At 68.3% G+C, this 17688-nt stretch carries 13 protein-coding genes and 1 riboswitch; of the genes, 6 read left to right on the forward strand and 7 right to left on the reverse strand.

Going from position 1 to position 17688, the window contains the following annotated elements; all coding sequences use genetic code 11:
• Positions 1-98 precede the first annotated feature (98 nt).
• Positions 99-530, reverse strand: a complete 432-nt coding sequence (locus E0E05_RS00370) for an RNA-binding S4 domain-containing protein (protein WP_131614883.1) — start codon at positions 528-530, stop codon at positions 99-101.
• Positions 527-3676: a helicase-related protein gene (locus tag E0E05_RS00375; protein WP_131614884.1), complete on the reverse strand. Its 3150-nt coding sequence runs from the start codon at positions 3674-3676 to the stop codon at positions 527-529. Before E0E05_RS00375 ends, E0E05_RS00370 begins: the two co-directional genes overlap by 4 nt.
• Positions 3677-4252: 576 nt before the next feature.
• On the opposite strand from E0E05_RS00375, the gene E0E05_RS00380 reads away from it, so the two are divergent.
• Positions 4253-5062, forward strand: a complete 810-nt coding sequence (locus tag E0E05_RS00380) for an ArsR/SmtB family transcription factor (RefSeq protein ID WP_244597849.1) — start codon at positions 4253-4255, stop codon at positions 5060-5062.
• Here the strand turns inward: E0E05_RS00380 and tlpA are convergent.
• A complete protein-coding gene (gene tlpA / locus E0E05_RS00385) occupies positions 5059-5751 on the reverse strand; it encodes a thiol:disulfide interchange protein TlpA (protein ID WP_244597851.1) in 693 nt (230 codons plus the stop codon). The genes E0E05_RS00380 and tlpA overlap by 4 nt on opposite strands.
• Here tlpA and argH point away from each other — a divergent pair.
• From argH to E0E05_RS00405, 4 genes are all read left to right on the forward strand, one after another.
• Positions 5750-7177, forward strand: coding sequence for an argininosuccinate lyase (gene argH, locus E0E05_RS00390; protein ID WP_131614885.1), 1428 nt, complete (start codon positions 5750-5752; stop codon positions 7175-7177). The genes tlpA and argH overlap by 2 nt on opposite strands.
• A 304-nt stretch (positions 7178-7481) precedes the next feature.
• Positions 7482-7667, forward strand: a complete 186-nt coding sequence (gene lptM, locus E0E05_RS00395; RefSeq protein ID WP_131614886.1) for an LPS translocon maturation chaperone LptM — start codon at positions 7482-7484, stop codon at positions 7665-7667.
• 10 nt (positions 7668-7677) lie between these two features.
• Positions 7678-8943, forward strand: a complete 1266-nt coding sequence (gene lysA, locus E0E05_RS00400) for a diaminopimelate decarboxylase (protein ID WP_131614887.1) — start codon at positions 7678-7680, stop codon at positions 8941-8943.
• Positions 8944-9046: 103 nt separating this feature from the next.
• A complete protein-coding gene (locus E0E05_RS00405) occupies positions 9047-11680 on the forward strand; it encodes a TIGR02302 family protein (protein ID WP_131614888.1) in 2634 nt (877 codons plus the stop codon).
• Between the two features lie 77 nt (positions 11681-11757).
• Here the strand turns inward: E0E05_RS00405 and E0E05_RS00410 are convergent, their stop codons facing one another.
• The 4 genes from E0E05_RS00410 to thiB form a co-directional block, all read right to left on the reverse strand.
• Positions 11758-13203, reverse strand: coding sequence for a M48 family metalloprotease (locus E0E05_RS00410; RefSeq protein ID WP_244598091.1), 1446 nt, complete (start codon positions 13201-13203; stop codon positions 11758-11760).
• Between the two features lie 178 nt (positions 13204-13381).
• The gene (locus E0E05_RS00415; protein WP_131614890.1) at positions 13382-14119 is read right to left on the reverse strand and encodes a thiamine ABC transporter ATP-binding protein; all 738 of its coding nucleotides are present in this window, start codon (positions 14117-14119) and stop codon (positions 13382-13384) included.
• Complete coding sequence (locus tag E0E05_RS00420; RefSeq protein ID WP_244597853.1) at positions 14116-15735, reverse strand: ABC transporter permease subunit; 1620 nt, start codon at positions 15733-15735, stop codon at positions 14116-14118. The genes E0E05_RS00415 and E0E05_RS00420 overlap by 4 nt, the downstream gene beginning before the upstream one ends.
• Positions 15736-15763: 28 nt before the next feature.
• Positions 15764-16783 (reverse strand): thiamine ABC transporter substrate binding subunit, encoded by a 1020-nt coding sequence (gene thiB / locus E0E05_RS00425; protein WP_131614892.1) that lies wholly within the window; start codon positions 16781-16783, stop codon positions 15764-15766.
• 52 nt (positions 16784-16835) lie between these two features.
• A riboswitch (TPP riboswitch) is annotated at positions 16836-16934 on the reverse strand.
• 95 nt (positions 16935-17029) lie between these two features.
• Between thiB and E0E05_RS00430 the strand changes: the two genes are divergently transcribed.
• On the forward strand, positions 17030-17683 hold the full coding sequence (locus E0E05_RS00430) for a thiamine diphosphokinase (protein ID WP_131614893.1): 654 nt from the start codon (positions 17030-17032) through the stop codon (positions 17681-17683).
• Positions 17684-17688 lie beyond the last annotated feature (5 nt).

Here is a 17688-nt window from a genome sequence, read left to right on the forward strand (position 1 = left end):
ATCTCGCACAAGGCTTGGCGGCATGCTAGATCCGCGTCTCCGGATGACGCTTCCGGCTGGCTCGGTGATTGTCCCCTGCGCGACCGCGCAACGGGCTTTCACCACGAGTTTCCGTTTGGATCAAGCTTGTCCAGCGCCCGGCGCTCCTTCTTGGTCGGGCGACCGGTACCGGGCTCGCGGCGCAGCGCCGGCGCATCGAGCGGCGAGGCCGGCCGTTCCGGCGGCGGCGGACTGAGGTCCTCGTACAGCAGCCGGGCCTCGCGCGCAGGTCCGCGCCGGGTGCCGCAGTCGACGACCCGGTAGACCAGCACACGGCGTCCGGTGTTGATCGTCAGCACGTCGTCGGGACGCACGGACCGGCTGGGCTGGGTGATCTTGTCGGAATTGACCCGGACGGCGCCGCTGCCGACCATCTTCGCCGCCAGCGCGCGCGACTTGACCACCCGGGCAAAGAACAGCCAGCGATCGACACGCTGCCGGTCCGGACCGGGCGCCGGCAGGCGGGGTTCGGCCTGCCCGGCCTCGCTCATTTGCCGAGCTGATCCTTGAGCGCCTGGAGCTTGGCGAACGGCGAGTCCGGATCGGCGGCCTTTTCGCGCCGGGGCGGTCCGGCGGTCGCCGTGCGCGGCCCCTTGTCGCCCGGCTTGCCGCCCTTGCGCGGCCGCTTGCCCTTGGCGTGCCTTTCGCCCTCGTGCGGCGGCTTGCCCTGCCGTCCGTCGGGCCGGCCGGGACCATCGCCCTTCCGGTTTCCGCGCTGGCCGGGACGCCGGTCGCCGCGCCGTCCGACCGATCCCTGCCGCCAGATGAGCACGGGTTCGGGTTCGGCCGGCGTCTCGTCGACGGGTGCGGCCACCTCCGCCTTGGCAGCCCCTTGCTCGGCCGCCGGAGGCTCGGCGTCCACGGGTGTGGTCTCCGGGGTCTGCGTCGAGGCCGTGCCTGCGGGGGGTTCGGCCGGCGCCTGCCCGCCGCCGTGCGTACCGGCTCCATTGGCGGAAGCCTCGACCGGCTTCTCGGCTTCGGCGGCGATTGCCGTTTCCGGAGCGGGCTCCGTCACGTCGGCGGATGGCGACGATGGCGCGTCCGTCGCAGCAGGCTCCGCCTCCGGCTGCTGCTGCGAAGCCGCCGGGGCTTCCGGCTCGGCCGGCTTCGGCGCATGTTCGGCGCGCAGGTCGGCAAGATGCCGCTCGGCGTCCGCTGCATCGACGCTTTCGTGCCGGTAGCCGAGCGCCTTGAGCACCTCGGTCATGTCGGCCATCGTCGCGCCCAGGATCGACAGCATCGCCGGCGTCACGACGAACCGTCCGCCACCATAGGCGCCCTCGGGGAGCGTCTCGCCGCCGGGCTTGAAGAAGATGCAGGGACGGATCAGGTCGGCCAGCCGCTCGAGAATGTCAACGCGCACCGCGCGCGGGCCGAGGTGACGATAGCCGGCAAGCTTGAAGAACTCCGGATCGAAGCCCTGATCGGTGACGAGCGATGTGCGCCCGCTGGCCAGAAGGTCGACCACGTCGCCATAACCCGGCTTGTCGATCCCGTCGTTCTGCAGCGCCCAGAGCAGCGTCATCAGCCCAGCGGGCGCCGGCTTGATCAGGGCCGGCACGAAGATGTGATAGAAGCCGAAACGCACGCCGTATCGGCGCAGCGCCGCGCGCCCGTCCTGATCGAGCGACTTGATATCGCCGGCGATCTCGCGGCGCTGGACGATCCCGAAATTCTCGATCAGCCGGAAGGCGATGCCGCGCGCGATGCCCGAAAGCTCATCCGCCTTCTTAAGGTCGGTCAGCGGCTTCAGATGGGTTTCGATATGATGGGTGACGAACCGCTCGGCGCGCGCCCGCACCTTGTCGAGCGCAGCGCCGTTGAGCTGCTCGTCTGCGAACAGGATCAGACGGGGAGAAAGCCACTCCTCGCCGGCGGTCAGCGAGCCGACCGGCGCGCCCAGCCAGCGCAAGAGCCCGTCGCGACCGATCGCCAGGTCGCCATTGGGGGCAGCGGCGAACCGTTCGGCGCGCGCCTCGAACTCGCCGGCCAGCGCCTTCTGCGCCGCCGCGCGAACCGCCTTGGCGTCCTCGCCCTGGGCGGCCTGGTCGGCGGTGAAGCGGAACCCTTCCAGCTTCCCCACATGGTGGCTCTCGACGTTTACGTCTCCGGCCTGACTGATTTCCGCTTGCATGGTCCCGTTCTCTTTCAGGCGCTTCATGAGCACAGATGTCCTGCGATCAACGAACCGTTTCGTCAAGCGCTCGTGCAGCGCGTCGGAGAGTTTGTCCTCGATGGCGCGGGTGCGCTCCTTCCAGTGATCGGGATCGGCGAGCCAGCCGGTCTGGTGCGAAACATAGGTCCACGTGCGGATCTGCGCGATGCGGTGCGAGAGCGTGTCGATCTCGCCGTCGGTGCGGTCGGCGCGCCGCACCTGTTCGGCCATGAAGTCCTCGTCGACGTGCCCGTGCCGCACCAGATCGAGGAAGATCGAGGAGATGATGTCGGCATGCTGCGCCGGGGCGATCTTGCGATAGTCCGGCAGCGCGCATACGTCCCAGAGCCGCGCAACCGCGGCCGGCGTCCGGCAGAGCCTTGCAACCGTTTCGTCCCGCGACAGGAATTCGAGCGCTCTCTGGTCGACCGCCGGCAGGGCCCGCGTCAGCCCCGGCATCGTCGGCGGCTCGTCGAGCGAGGCCTTGAGCGCATCGATCGAGGCGAAATCGAGTTGCCGGTTGCGCCATTGCAGCACCCGCAGCGGGTCGAACTCGTGGCCTTCGATCCGCTCGACCAGTTCGTCGTCAAGCGGCGGCACGCGGGCCGACACGCCGAAGGTTCCGTCGCGCACGTGCCGGCCGGCGCGTCCGGCGATCTGCGCCATCTCCGGCGGGGTCAGGTCGCGGAAGGTGTGGCCGTCAAATTTGCGCAACTGGGCGAACGCAACGTGATCGACGTCGAGGTTCAGGCCCATGCCGATCGCGTCCGTGGCGACCAGATAGTCGACATCGCCGGACTGGAACAGATCGACCTGGGCGTTGCGCGTGCGCGGCGAGAGAGCGCCCATGACGACCGCCGCGCCGCCGCGCTGGCGTCGGATCAGTTCGGCCACCGCGTAAACCTCGTCGGCGGAGAAGGCGACGATCGCCGAACGGCGCGGCAGCCGCGTGAGCTTGGCCGGGCCGGCATAGGCAAGATGCGACATGCGCGGCCGCGAGGTGATGGTGACGCCCGGCAGGAGCTGGCGCAGCATCGGGGCGATCGTCGCCGCGCCGAGCAGCAGCGTTTCCTCGCGGCCGCGCACGTTCATCAGCCGGTCCGTGAAGACGTGGCCCCTCTCCAGATCGCCGGCGAGCTGCACCTCATCGATTGCGACGAACGCCGCGTCCGTCTCGCGCGGCATCGCTTCGACCGTGCACACCGTGAACCGCGACTTGTCCGGCACAATCTTTTCCTCACCGGTCACCAGCGCGACGCTGCCCGCCCCGACGCGATCGGCGACGCGGCCATAGACCTCGCGCGCCAGCAGCCGCAGCGGCAGGCCGATCACGCCCGAGGAGTGGGCAACCATGCGCTCGATGGCCAGATGCGTCTTGCCCGTGTTGGTCGGCCCCAGCACGGCGTGAACGCCATGACCGGAGACCGATCGCGGGGCTTGACGGGACGGGAAGGAATTGAACGAGGCGTGTTCGGTGAGCATGGGGCCGGATCGCGTGATGCCGCGCAGATAGGGCTCGCAGCCCGGCGATACCATGGCAAGGGGCAAAATGCAGGTTGCAAAAGGGCCGATCCCTGGGCGGGATGGCAACCTTGAGTCTGCACGCGTTAACAACCGGAACGAGTCTGGAACGAATCGCCGACGAATCGCTGACTCGCATGGGTTGCAGATTTGTTCCCTACCAGATGTGGGTCGCGCCGCCCGCGCGCATACCAGCCCTAGTCGCGGTGGACCGCGCCATCGACGCTTCACGAACATGGCCGTTAACCAATGGCGCCAAAGCCCGCCACGGCCTGCCCTGGGCAAGCTAACAGATTGAATTGCAATGGTTTTGTTTACGCTCTGTTAACCATGTTCGAACGCCTCGGGCGCCGTTTCCGTTAAGGTTCGGAACCGGAAGGGAACGAATCGGCGACGAATCGCTGATCGGACGATGTTCGCGTTTCATTCTCACCATATGTTGTGCGCCGCCTCACCGCGACAACACAACCATAGCGATTCATTCCGCGCCTTGAGGGCTGGATCCGGCGGCTGGCGTTAACTTCTGACGGATTTCATGTGACCTTATTGACACGTGACCATATTGTCACTTATAGGTCGCTCATGGATGCGATTTTCAAGGCGCTTGCCGACGAAACCCGGCGCAATCTGCTCGACATGCTTCGCGAGCGTGACGGACAGACCCTGTCGGAACTCGAGCAGCAAATGGGCATGACGCGCTTCGGCGTGATGAAACATCTCAAGGTGCTTGAGGACGCATCCTTGGTGGTCACGCGGCGATCCGGACGCTTCAAGCACCACTATCTGAACGCGGTTCCACTCCAGCAGGTCATCGACCGGTGGATCGAGCCGCTCGTGCAAAAGCCGATGGCGAGGATGGCCCTCGACCTCAAGGCGCAGTTGGAAGGAACCGGACCGATGACGACAACCAATGACGGCCCACCCGATTTCGTGCTGGAGACCTATATCAGGACGACCCCCGAAACGCTCTGGGATGCGCTCACCGACGGCGGCAAGACCCCGCATTTCTACATCGCCGGCGCCCGCCTGAAGAGCGATCTGAAAAAGGGCGGCCGCTTCGACTATCTCGGCCCCGACGGCAGCCTCATGCTCGGCGGCGAGATCCTTGCGATCGACCCGCCCCGGCGTCTCGAAGCGACGTTCGAGCCCGGCTGGGGCGAGGACAAGAAACCCTCGCGCTGCGTCTACGAGATCGAAAAGCAGGGCGATGCGTGCAAGTTCACCATCCTGCACTACGGCCTGCCCGCCGGTCAGGAGGGCGTGCGCGAAGGATGGGCCCGGATCGCCTCGAGCCTGAAGACCTGGATCGAGACCGGTCAGCCCGCCGCCTTCACCAACGCCGCCTAGCTGCCCTGGCCGCGCACGGAAAGCGCCGCATCGATCAGTGCGAACGCATCCGGGCTCGCCCAGTGGGCGGGCCCGTTCATGTTGGCGATCACGCAATCGTTCTCGTCGATCAGCAGCGTCACCGGCAGGCCCAGCGCCAGCCCCTCGCGCCGCAACGTGTTGAACACGCCGATCGTCGGATCGTGGTAGAAGGCCAGATCGTCGACGCCGATCTCCTCGAGGAACGCGCGGGGCTTTTCGTCCGAGCCGCCATCGACGGAGATCGCCACCACTTCGAAATCATCGCCGCCGCGTTCGACCTGCAGCTCCTCCAGCCAAGGCATCTCCTCGCGGCACGGCGCGCACCAGGTGGCCCACAGATTGACGAGCCGCAGCTTGCCGCCCGTATCGGCCATCGTGATCGGCGCGCCGGACCCGTCGTTGAAGGCCAGCGCCGACAGGTTTTCGGGATCGTCGCGCAGGCCCATGGCGGCCACGTCCCCCGTCAGATAGGGCTCGATCGCCGTGGCATAGGCCCCGTTGCAGGCGCCGGCGGCCTGCTGGCCGTTGTCAGAGGCGCCCCCGCTCCCGTATACGCCGGCGGAACCGAGCGCCGCGGCGACGGCGACGACAAGGGCGGCGATCACGCCCATCGTCAGGCCGCGGCGGCCCTTGCTGCTCTTGTCCTGCTCCGGAGACGGATTGTCCATGTCGCATTCATCCAATTCAAAGGGCGGCGCCGAGGCGGCGTCCAACCAGATGTGGGGCGGCCGCTTCGCCTCCGGCCCCGCCGCCGTCATGGAGGAGATCAACGCCTCGATCGGTTTCGATCGTGCGCTCTACAGCCAGGACATTGACGGGTCCATCGCCCATGCCACCATGTTGGCGGCGACCGGCGTCATTTCCAGTGCCGACCGCGATGCCATCATCGACGGTTTGACCACGATACGGTCGGAAATCGAGGCGGGCACGTTCACTTTTTCGCGCGCGCTCGAGGACATCCACCTGAACATCGAGGCGCGGCTGACCGAACTGATCGGCCCGGCCGGCGGGCGTTTGCACACGGCGCGGTCGCGCAACGACCAGGTCGCGCTCGATTTCCGCATGTGGGTGCGCGACGAATTGCGCCGCACCGAAGCGGCGCTCAAGGCGCTGATCGGCGCGTTCCTGGGCCGCGCCGAGGAACATGCGCGCACCGTCATGCCCGGCTTCACCCATCTGCAGACGGCGCAGCCGGTGACCTTCGGCCATCACTGCATGGCCTATGTGGAAATGTTCGGCCGCGACCTGTCGCGCGTGCGCGACGCGCTGGAACGGCTCGACGAATGCCCGCTCGGCGCGGCCGCGCTGGCCGGCACCGGCTTTCCGATCGACCGGCAGATGACCGCCGAGGCGCTCGGATTTTCCGGTCCGACGCGCAACTCGATCGACACGGTCTCCGACCGGGATTTCGCGCTCGAATTCCTGTCGGTCGCCTCGATCTGCGCCACGCACCTGTCGCGGCTGGCCGAGGAGATCGTCATCTGGTCGACGCCGCAATTCGGCTTCGTGACCCTGTCGGACGCCTTCTCGACCGGCTCGTCGATCATGCCGCAGAAGAAGAACCCGGACGCGGCCGAACTGGTCCGGGCGAAAACCGGCCGGATCAACGGCGCGTTCGTCGCGCTGTCGACCGTCATGAAGGGCCTGCCGCTCGCCTATTCCAAGGACATGCAGGAAGACAAGGAACAGCTGTTCGATGCCGCCCGGGCGCTCGACCTGGCGCTCGCGGCGATGACCGGCATGGTCGCCGACCTGAAGGTCGACGAAAAGGCGATGAAGAAGGCCGCAGGCGCGGGCTATTCGATCGCCACCGATCTGGCCGACTGGCTGGTGCGGGAACTGGGCCTGCCGTTCCGCGAGGCCCATCACGTCACCGGCCGCGCGGTGGCGCTTGCCTCCGAGCGCGGCGTCGGGCTCGAAAGACTGTCGCTCGACGATCTGCGCACGATCCACGACGGCATCACCGCAGATGTCTTCTCGGTTCTGACTGTGACCAGATCCGTCGCCAGCCGCACCAGCTTCGGCGGCACCGCGCCGCGCGAGGTGAAGAAGCAGATACGCCACTGGCGCAAGCGGCTCGAGAAGATGGGGTGATGTTTCCGGGGCTCGCATAATCGCCTCAGGCCGAAACCGTTACCCCCACCCCTCACCCCTCCCCCGCACGCGTGGGAGGGGAGACATCCGCCGCGCGCCACAACCACCATATTCTGAGCCAGGCTCGGAGTAAGCGATGGAGCCCGATGCTAACGCCCCCCTCCCACGCTTGCGGGGGAGGGGTGAGGGGTGGGGGCAACATGGGGGCCGGAACGAACGCGGAAGGGACTTGCTTCAACCGGCCCTTGCAAGCCCGGCCCGTTTGACGCACACAGGCGCCCGACCCGCTCACCGGAAATTCGCCATGGCCGTCCGCACCGTCATGACCCGTTCAGCGCTCGCCGCGCTCCTTCTCGCGCTCGCCGCCTGCGGCCGCGCAGGACCGCTCGAACCGCCGCCTGCCAGCGCCACGGCGACAACGGGTCAGGCGGCCGATCCTGAACCGGCCCCCGCCGACCGCGGTTTCATCCTCGATCCGCTGATCGAGTGAGCGCAGGTCCGTGAACCATTTCCAGTACCGTGATGGCGTCCTTTACGCCGAGGACGTGCCGCTGCCGTCGATCGCCGAGGCCGTCGGCACGCCGTTCTACTGCTATTCGACCGCCACGCTGACGCGCCATTACGAGGTCTTCGCCGGCGCCTTTTCCGACATCGACGCGCTGATCTGCTACGCGCTGAAGGCCAATTCGAACCAGGCAGTGCTGGCGACGCTTGCCAGGCTCGGCGCGGGCGCCGACGTGGTCTCGGAGGGCGAATTGCGGCGCGCGCTCGCCGCCGGCATCACCCCCGACAGGATCATGTTCTCCGGCGTCGGCAAGACCGCCGCCGAAATGGATTTCGCGCTTTCGGTCGGCATCCGCTGCTTCAACGTGGAATCCGAGCCCGAACTGGAACTGCTGTCGGACCGCGCCGTCGCCGCCGGCACGACCGCGCCTGTCTCGATCCGCATCAATCCCGATGTCGATGCCAGGACGCACGCCAAGATCACCACCGGCCGCAGCGGCGACAAGTTCGGCATTTCATGGCTGAAGGCGCGCGACGTCTATCGCCACGCCGCGGCGCTGCCGGGCCTGCGCGTCAACGGCATCGACATGCATATAGGCAGCCAGATCACCGACATGCAGCCCTTCGATGCCGCCTTCGCCCTGCTCGCCGAACTGGTCGGAACGCTGCGCGCCGACGGGCACGCGATCGAGCACGTCGACCTGGGCGGCGGGCTCGGCATTCCCTATCGCGGCGACAACAATCCGCCGCCGCTGCCCGACGACTACAGCGCCATCGTCAGGAAGCATCTGGGTCCGCTCGGCGTGACGACGATCTTCGAGCCCGGCCGGCTGATCGCCGGCAATGCCGGCGTGCTGGTCACGACGACGCTCTTTCTCAAGCAGGCCGACCACAAGAACTATCTGATCGTCGACGCGGCGATGAACGACCTGATCCGGCCGACGCTCTACGACGCCTGGCACGACATCGAACCGGTCCGGCTGCCCGCGGACGACGCGCCGCGCCTGACGCTCGATGTCGTCGGTCCGGTCTGCGAGACCGGCGATTATCTCGGCCATGACAGGGAGATGGCACGGCCCGAACCGGGCGATCTGTTCGCGATCCGCACCGCCGGCGCCTATGGTGCGGTGCAGGCGGGAACCTACAATTCGCGCCTGCTGGTGCCCGAGGTGATCGTCCATGGCGACCGCTGGCATCTGGCGCGCCGGCGGCCTTCCTATGACGAGATGATCGGCATGGACAGCGTGCCCGCCTGGCTCTGAGCGCCCGAACCGCGCTGCGGATTACAAAAGCGTGAGCGGTTTTCGCCTCGCCAACGCCATATATGCTGCTATCTTCGCCATGGTGAGACGAGGACACCGCACCATGGCCGCACCTCCTTCCGCCGCCCCGGAGAACCCCCGCGACGAACACGACCACGAAAGAGACGGCCATGACATCCGCCGCCTGAACGCCGGCGCCGGCCTGGGTTTTGCGCGCTGGTTCAGCCGCGCCGTGATCGTCGCCGAACGCGTCGCCCCGCTCGTCCTGCCGCTGACCCTCGTCGTCTGCCTGTTCCTGATCCTGTCCTGGTTCGGCTTCTTCCGCGCCGTTCCCGACCTGGTCCGGATCGGCACGGCGATCGTGCTCGGCCTCGCCGGTCTGGCATCGCTGTGGCCGCTGCGGCATCTGGTCATGCCGGCCGATTTCGACGTCGACCACCGGCTCGAACGCGACAATCGCCTGGCGCACCGGCCGATCACCACGCAGGACGATGCGCTGGCGCGCGACGACGATCCGTTCGCACGCGCCCTTTGGAAGGCGCATCAGGAACGCATCGCAAGGGGCCTTGGCCGCGTCGATCCGGTCCGCGCCCGGACGACCATCCCGGCGCGCGATCCATGGGCCCTGCGCGCACTGGTGCCGCTGCTCCTCGTGACCGCCTTCGCCTTTTCCTTCGCGCCGGGAGGCGGCGCGCTGACCGACATCGCCCGCAGCCACTCAAGCGAGGTCGTCGTGCCGGCCCGCGTCGATGCCTGGGTCACACCGCCCGCCTATACGGGCATCGCGCCGATCTTCCTGACCTCGGACCTGAACGCCGACAAGTCCGCCTTCACCGTGCCCGAGGGCAGCGTCGTGACGGTCCGCATCGCCGGCGGTAACGGGGCCGAGCAGGTCAGCTTCCCTTCGCCGGACGTCGCGGTCGAGGCAGAAGGCGGCGCCGACGGTCAGGCCCGCGCCTTCGAGACCGTGGTCGACGCGGGCGGCGAACTGGCGATCACCGACGGCGAAACGGCGCTCGGCCGCTGGACCGTCACCATGACCGAGGACGACGCGCCCGAAATCGCCTTTGCCGCCGAGAACCCGCTCGAACGGGCCGCCAACGGTACGATGACGTTGAGCTATGTGACGACGGACGATTACCGCGTCGCCGGCGCGCGCGGCCTGATCGAGCTCGCCGCCCCCGATGCGGAGGGCACGCGGCCGCTCTACGATCCGCCCGAGCTGCCGCTCTCGCTGCCGCGCCGCAATGCCGACGATGGCTCCGCCCGCACCGTCCGCGATCTGACCGAGCATCCGTGGGCCGGCGCCGAGGTTCGCATGACGCTCGAGGCGGAGGACGATCTGGGTCAGATCGGGCAAAGCGCCACCCGCACGCTCGTGCTGCCCGGCCGGCCCTTCTCCAATCCGCTGGCGCGCGCGATCATCGAGCAGCGCCGGCATCTTGCGCTCGACGCCAACCGGCAGGACGCCATCGTCGATCTGTTCGATGCGTTGATGCTCTATCCCGAGGAGACGATCGACAACGCCTCCCATTTCCTCGGCCTGTCGACGGCCCGCACGCGGCTGGCCGACGCACGCAACGACGACCAGTTGCGCGACGTGGTCGACTATCTGTGGGAGGTGGCCCGCCAGATCGAGGATGGCGGACTGACCGATGCCGAGCGCCGCCTGCAGCAGGCCCAGCAGGCGCTGCGCGAAGCGCTCGAGAACGGCGCCTCCGAAGAGGAGATCGCCCGGCTGATGGACGAGCTGCGCCAGGCGATGCAGGACTACATGCGCGAGTTCGCCGAGCGCGCACTGAACGATCCCGACCTCGCGCAGCAGATGCCGCAGATGGACGGGCAGGAACTGACGCCGCAGACGCTCGACGAGATGATGGACCAGCTCGAGGAAATGGCCCAGTCGGGCGCGCGCGAGCAGGCCATGCAGATGCTCGACCAGCTCCAGAACATGATGAACAACCTTCAGATGGCGCGGCCCAATCCCCAGGGCGAGGGCCAGAACCCGGCCCAGCAGCAGATGAACGAACTGGGCGAGATCCTGCGCGAGCAGCAGGAGCTGATGGACGAGACCTTCCGCCAGAACCGGCAGGGACAGCAAGGTCAGCAGGGTCAACCCAACCAGCAGGGCCAGATGGGGCAGAACGGCCAGCAGCCGGGCCAGCAACCCGGACAGCAGCCGGGCCAGCAGGGCCAGCAGCCCGGACAGGGGCAGATGGGACAGAATGGCGAGGGCCAGCAGCGCGGTCCGGGACTGCAGGGACTTGCGCCCGGCCAGCAGGCCCTTCAGCAGCGGCTCGACGACTTCATGGAGGGGCTGCGCGGCATGGGCATCGAGCCGGGCGACGACTTCGGCGAGGCCGGCCGTTCGATGGGCGAGGCCGGCGAGGCGCTGGGCGGCAACGAGGGCGAGCAGGCGCTGGCCGAACAGGGCAACGCGATGGACGCGCTCAGACGCGGCGCCGGCGAGATGATGCAGCAGATGCAGCAGCAGGCCCAGAACGGACAGGCCGGCTCGATGGAACCCGGCGGAACCCGCAACGGTGACAGCCGCGATCCGCTCGGCCGGCCGCAGCGCTCATCGGGCCCCGATTTCGGCGAGTCGGTCGACGTGCCCGACGAGATCGACGTGCGTCGCGCCCGCGAGATCCTCGATGCGATCCGCGAGCGGCTCGGCAACGCGCTGTCGCCGCAGCTCGAGCGCGAATATCTCGAGCGGCTGCTGGATCTGCGCTGAACGGGATAATGCCGGCCGACGCGCCGCCGAGACATGACGGGCGCGATGCCGGCCGAATGCGAGCCGGCGCGGCCGATTCAGTAGGTCACGGTCTTGTAGTACGCGCCCGGAACGAGCCGTTCGTCGGGCTCGAGCCCGTTGAGCACGCGGAAGAAGCCGGCCCGATCCGTGCTGCCAAGCATCGTCCGTGACAGCGTATCCACCGTGTCGCCGGCACCGGCGCGGACGACGCGGATACGCAGCGGCTTGAGTTCGGCTTTTTCAGCGTCCGACAGAAGCCGGAACCCGGTGCGGCTGTTCTGCGCCAATGGTTCGAGCGCGGCCGATCCCACCGGAACGGCCACGAGCACGCGATAGACCTGCGCCGGTCCACGCACCACCGTCACATCGAACGCCCAGCGACCGACGGTCGCCCGAGCCACCGCGGCGTCGAGCCCGTTGACCTTCGTCGCGCGCACGCTCGACCGGTCGAGCCCTTCGACCCAGCCGCTGAGCAGATAATCGGTGAGCGCCTGGGTGCTCGGGACGTCGACACCGTCGAAACGGATGCCGGCGCCGTCGCTCGCACGCGCGGCAAGCACGGCTTCGGGGCGGTTCTCGATCTCGAAGCCGGCCGGGAACTCGAATGCGATGCCGAGTTCGGCATGGGCATAGGTGTTGCCGCGCACATAACCCTCGTCAGGACTGTCGCCGAACAGCATGCCGTCGATGCCCGCCAGATAGGCGTTGCGGTCGCGTTCGCCCACGGTCCCCGGCGCGCCGAGCTTGCGCGCATGGCCGAGCGCCAGCGAGACGCGCTGCGGCGTCGACGGATGCGTCGAAAGAAAGTCGAGGCTGTTCTCCTGCGCGCTCGAACCGCTGCGGAACGCATTGAAGGCGCTCATCGCCTGCTGGAAGTCGGCGGCCGCATAGGGATCGAAGCCCGCTTCACCCATCGCCGCAATGCCGATCGCATCGGCCTCCAGCTCCTGATTACGCGAGAACTGCGCCAGCGCCACCTTGCCGCGCGCCAGGGCGCGCTCTCCGGCCGCCTTGTCCGAAAGGACCTCGGAGACGACGCGGCTCGCCAGAACGGCCTCGGCCTCGCGCTGCTGCCGCAGGACACCGTGATTGGCGGTCACGTGCGCCATCTCGTGCGCGATCACCGCGCCCAGTTCCGCCGAATCGTTGGCGACCGCCAAAAGGCCGCGCGAGACGTAGAGATAGCCGCCGGGCAGGGCGAACGCGTTGATCACCGGCGTGTCGAGGATCGAGACCTGGTAGACCTGGCTGGGATTGTCGGAGACCGTCACCAGCCGGCCGACGATGCCGGCCACCATGCGCTCGAGCCGGGTGTCCGAATATTCGCCGCCATAGGAGGCAAGGATGCGCGGATGCTGGGCCGCGCCGATGCGCGCCAGGCGTCCGGTGCGCACATTGTCGGCGATGACGGGCCGCGCCGACGGCGAAAGGTCGGAATCAAGCCCCATATTGGTCAGCGACGTGCAGCCCGCCAGCGCCACCGCCGCACCGGCGAGCAGCATCGCCCGGCGCAGGCGCCGGCTCACAATCTGCCAGGGTCGGTCCGGTTGGTGCATTGCGCGCCGCCTCTGGTGCGGCCGCTCGCCGCAGGGTCTTCGGGCAATCAGCCCCTTGCTGGTTAAAGCCCGGTTAAGCTTCCCGGGCAACGCCCCTGTGGCGGCCAAATCTGGCAAAAGCGCGTCAAGACGGCGTCTGTCTCGAACCCAGATAGGCACGGACCGTCTCGTTTTCACCGTCATCGAGCAATCGGTCCGTCGGGCCCTGGGCGGCGACACGGCCGCCATCGATGAAGACGAGGTCGGAGGCGATCCGGCGCGCGTCGTCCGGATCGTGGCTGACCATGATCACCGTCATCGCCATCCGCCGGTGGAGGTCGGCCACCAGATCGAGCATCGCCGCGCGCAGCGCGGGCCCGAGCGATCCGAACGCCTCGTCAAGCATCAGCACGGGCCGATCGCGCACCAGCGCGCGGGCGATGGCGACGCGCTGGCGCTCCCCGCCGGACAGCGCGCCGGGCTTGCGGGTCTCGTAGCCGGCAAGTCCGACCGCATCGAGCGCCTCGGCGAGCTTGCCGCGCGCGGCCGAATCGAGCCTGAGATCGGGCGCGATGCCAAGGCCGACATTGGCGGCCACGTCGAGATGGGCGAACAGATTGTTGTCCTGAAAGACGATCGAAACCGGACGACGCGCCGGCGGCAGGCGCGTGATATCCGCATCGCCGATCAGAATGCGGCCACTCTCGGCCCGCTCGAAGCCGGCGATCAGCGCCAGCAGCGTCGACTTGCCCGACCCGCTCGGCCCCATCACCGAGGTCACCCGTCCCGGCGCGAAGGCGCAATCAAAACGCATCGCCGGCTCGTCCGGCCGGTAGCGGAACGACAGCGCCTCGCACCGCACACTGGTGCCGCCCCCGCTCATCGTGCCGCCCCCGGCGCCGACCGACGCGCAAAGTGTTCGGCGGCCAGCATGAGGATCATCGTCATCACCATCAGGATCAGCGCAAGGCCCGCCGCATCGTCCGTGCGATAGGCGCCCATGCGCTGCAGGATGAGGAACGGCATGGTCCGCACCTGCTCGGAACCGAACAGGGCGATCACGCCGAGATCGCCGAGCGACAGGGCGAAGGCGAATGCCGAGGCCGCGATCAGCGGCGCCCGCAACACGGGCCAGGACACGAGCCGCGCGCGCGCAAGGCCGCCGATGCCCAGATGCGCGCACAGCCGGCCGTGCCGTTCCTCGGCGGCGAGCATGGCCGGCAGCATCAGCCGGGCGGCAAACGGCATCGCCATCGCCGCGTTGACCGAAACCACCATGAAGGGTGCGGCCGCATAGACGTCCGTGACCGTGCGCAGGGCGATGAACCAACCCGCCGCGATGACGATCGGCGGCACCACCAGGATCAGCGAGGGCGCCTGCGCAAGAACGGTCTCCCAGGTGCCGGGCGCGCCGGAGAAGCGACGTCGCGCCGCCAGCACGACAGCGCCCCGGCACAGAAGGCCCGCCAGCAGGACGGCGAGCAACGCCGCCAGAAGGCCCAGGCCGATCGAGGTGCCGATCGCGCCCAGAACCGACCGCTGCGTGAACAGACGGCCGAGATCGGCGACCAGTCCGCCGGCGATGATGGCGATGAACGGCAGGGCGACGAAGACGACCGCGACCAGAACGACGAGCGCGGGTACCCGGCCTGCAAGACCGCGCGCCCCGACGACCGGCGCGCGACGGTCGGCCTCGGCGACCGTCATGCCCGACTCGACCGCGCCCCCGGCCAGCGCGAACAGGGCGACGGCCGTGATCGTGATCGCCAGTTGCAGCAGCGTGAGCACGACCGCCCGCGGAATGTCGAAGTCGAAGGTCAGAGCCTGGTAGAGGGCCACCTCCAGCGTGGTGGCGCGCGGGCCGCCGCCGAGGATCAGGACGATGGCGAAGCTGGTCACGCACAGCATGAAGATCAGTGCCGACGCGCTCGCGGCGGCCGGGCGCATGATCGGCCAGTCGACCAGCCGGAACCGGCTGACCGGACCCATGCCGAGCTGGCCGGCAAGCCGGTCATATTCGGCCGGCATCACGGCCAGCGCCCCGAACAGGATGCGCGCCGCCAGCGGCAGGTTGAAGAACACATGCGCGATCAGGATGCCCGAAAGACCGTAGATCGACGGCGCGGCGAGCCCGGCCCTTTCGGCCAGCGCGCGAACAACGCCCTGTTCGCCATAGAGCGCGACGATGCCGAGCACGGCGACGATCTGCGGCAGCGCCAGCGGCAGGGCGAACAGCGCCAGCGCAGCCCGGCGCAGCCAGCCATCGGCGAGACGATGGAAGGCGATCGCCACCGGAATGGCGAGCCCGACCGACAGCAGCGTCGACAGCACCGCCTGCCACAGGGTGAAGCGCACGATGCGCCAGACGGTCGGATCGGCGAGAACCGACATGGCATCGGGCGCCGTGCCGGCCTGGCCAGCGAGCGCGCCGATCGCAACCAGACACAGCCCGATCAGAACGACACCGGCCGCCATGGCACCGGCCAGAGCCGGGCGCATGGCCACCACCGTCATCGCGCCCGCCCGGTCATCGGCTGAACGCCTCGAGCCACTGGTCGGTCCACGCCTTGCGGTTCTCGGAGACCGTTTCCGGGTCGAACAGGAGCGCTTCGTCCGGATCGACCATCTCGCCGAAGACCGGATCGATCGCGTCCACCGGCATGAAGGCCGGCAGCATCCAGTTGGTCTGCGGGATGATCTGCTGGAATGCCTCGCCGGTCATGAACTGCAGGAAGTCGCCGGCCAGTTCGTTGTCCGCCGCCTGGCTGGTGAGCGCGGCGACCTCGATCTGCATGTAGTGGCCTTCCTCGAACGCCATTGCCTGGTAGCGTTCGGTCTCGTCCAGCAGGATATGGACCGCCGGAGACGTCGTGTAGGACAGCACCATCGGCACTTCGCCGTTGGTGAACAGATTGTAGGCCTCCGACCAGCCCGGCGTGACGGTCAGAACCCGGTCGGCCAGCTTCTCGTACGCCGCAGGCGCCTCCTCGCCATAGAGCTTCTTCAGCCACAGCAGCAGACCGAGGCCCGGCGTCGAGGTGCGCGGATCCTGAATGGCGATCTTCGACGCGTCTTCGCTGTTCAGAAACGCCTCCATCGAGGCGTAGGGCTCGTCGATCGTCTCGGTGTCGTAGACGACCGCGAAGTAGCCGAAGTCGAACGGCACGAACATCTCGTCGTCCCAACCGCCGGGGATGGCGGTCTCGGGCATGTCGATACCGTGCGGCGCGAAGAAGCCGCTTTCGCGCGCCTCGGCCATCAGATTGGTGTCGAGGCCGAGCACGATGTCGGCATCGGTACGGCCACCTTCCAGCCGCAGCCGGTTGAGCAGCGCCACGCCATCGGCGACCGAGACGAACTCGAGGTCGCAGGCGCATTGCGCCTCGAAAGCCTCCTCCACCTGCGGGCCCGGGCCCCATTCGGCGGTGAAGCTGTCATAGGTGTAGACGGTCAGCGTCCGGTCGTTCTGCGCCAGGGCGGGCGCGACGAGGATGGAGCCGGCGGCCAGCGCGGCAAGAGTGGAACGGATAAGGGACGGGGCGTGCATTTCGGCACCTCCATGGTTCGTGTTGAACGGGACAGGCGCCGGCGGTCAAAGCCGCACAATCGCGTCTAATCCCTACGCCGGTGCTAACCGGATCAGGTTCATCGGGTTGGCTTTCGCCTCTCAGCCGTTTCCGGCACCCCGTTAGAAGCAACACGGACCTAGCAACGCGGTTCGCACAATTCAAGCCAAACCTGCCGATCCAACCAAACCCTTGGCGCGACGCGGGAAAGCGCGATAAGCGGGGGCATGAACGCGCCCCACGCCGACCGCTTCGCCATCCTTCTGGACGGGGAACTCACACCGACGCCGAGAGTTGCGCGGCAGATCGACGGTGCCCGAGTAATCGCGGCTGACGGCGGCATGCGTCACGCCGAAGCGCTGGGCCTGCGGCCCGAACTGTGGGTCGGCGACTTCGATTCCGCACCCGCCGCGCTGCTCGAGACCCACGCCGGCGTGCCCCGCCAGGATCACCCCTCGCGCAAGGACGTCTCGGACGGCGAGATCGCGATCGGCGAGGCCGTGGCGGCCGGCGCGCGGTCGCTTATCCTGTGCGGCGCGCTCGGGGGTGAGCGCACCGACCACACGCTGTTCAGCATGCTGCTTGCCATCCGCCTTGCCGAACGGCAGGGGCTCGACGTGATCCTGACGAGCGGCCGCGAGGAGGCCGTGCCGCTCCTGCCGGGAATGCGCCGGTGCCCGGACTGGCCCGTCGGCACGCTGTTCTCGGTGATCCCGTTTTCCGACCTTTCGGACCTGACGATTACGGGGGCCGACTGGCCGCTCGACCGCGTCGAAGTGGCCATGGGCAGCTCGCTCACCCTGTCCAACAGCGCCTCCGACGCGCTCGGCCTTACGTTGGGGCATGGAACCGCCGCGGTGGTCGCGGCGTTCGCGCTGTGATATCG

The sequence above is a fragment of the Roseitalea porphyridii genome (assembly GCF_004331955.1).
In the GTDB taxonomy this organism is placed as follows: domain Bacteria; phylum Pseudomonadota; class Alphaproteobacteria; order Rhizobiales; family Rhizobiaceae; genus Roseitalea; species Roseitalea porphyridii.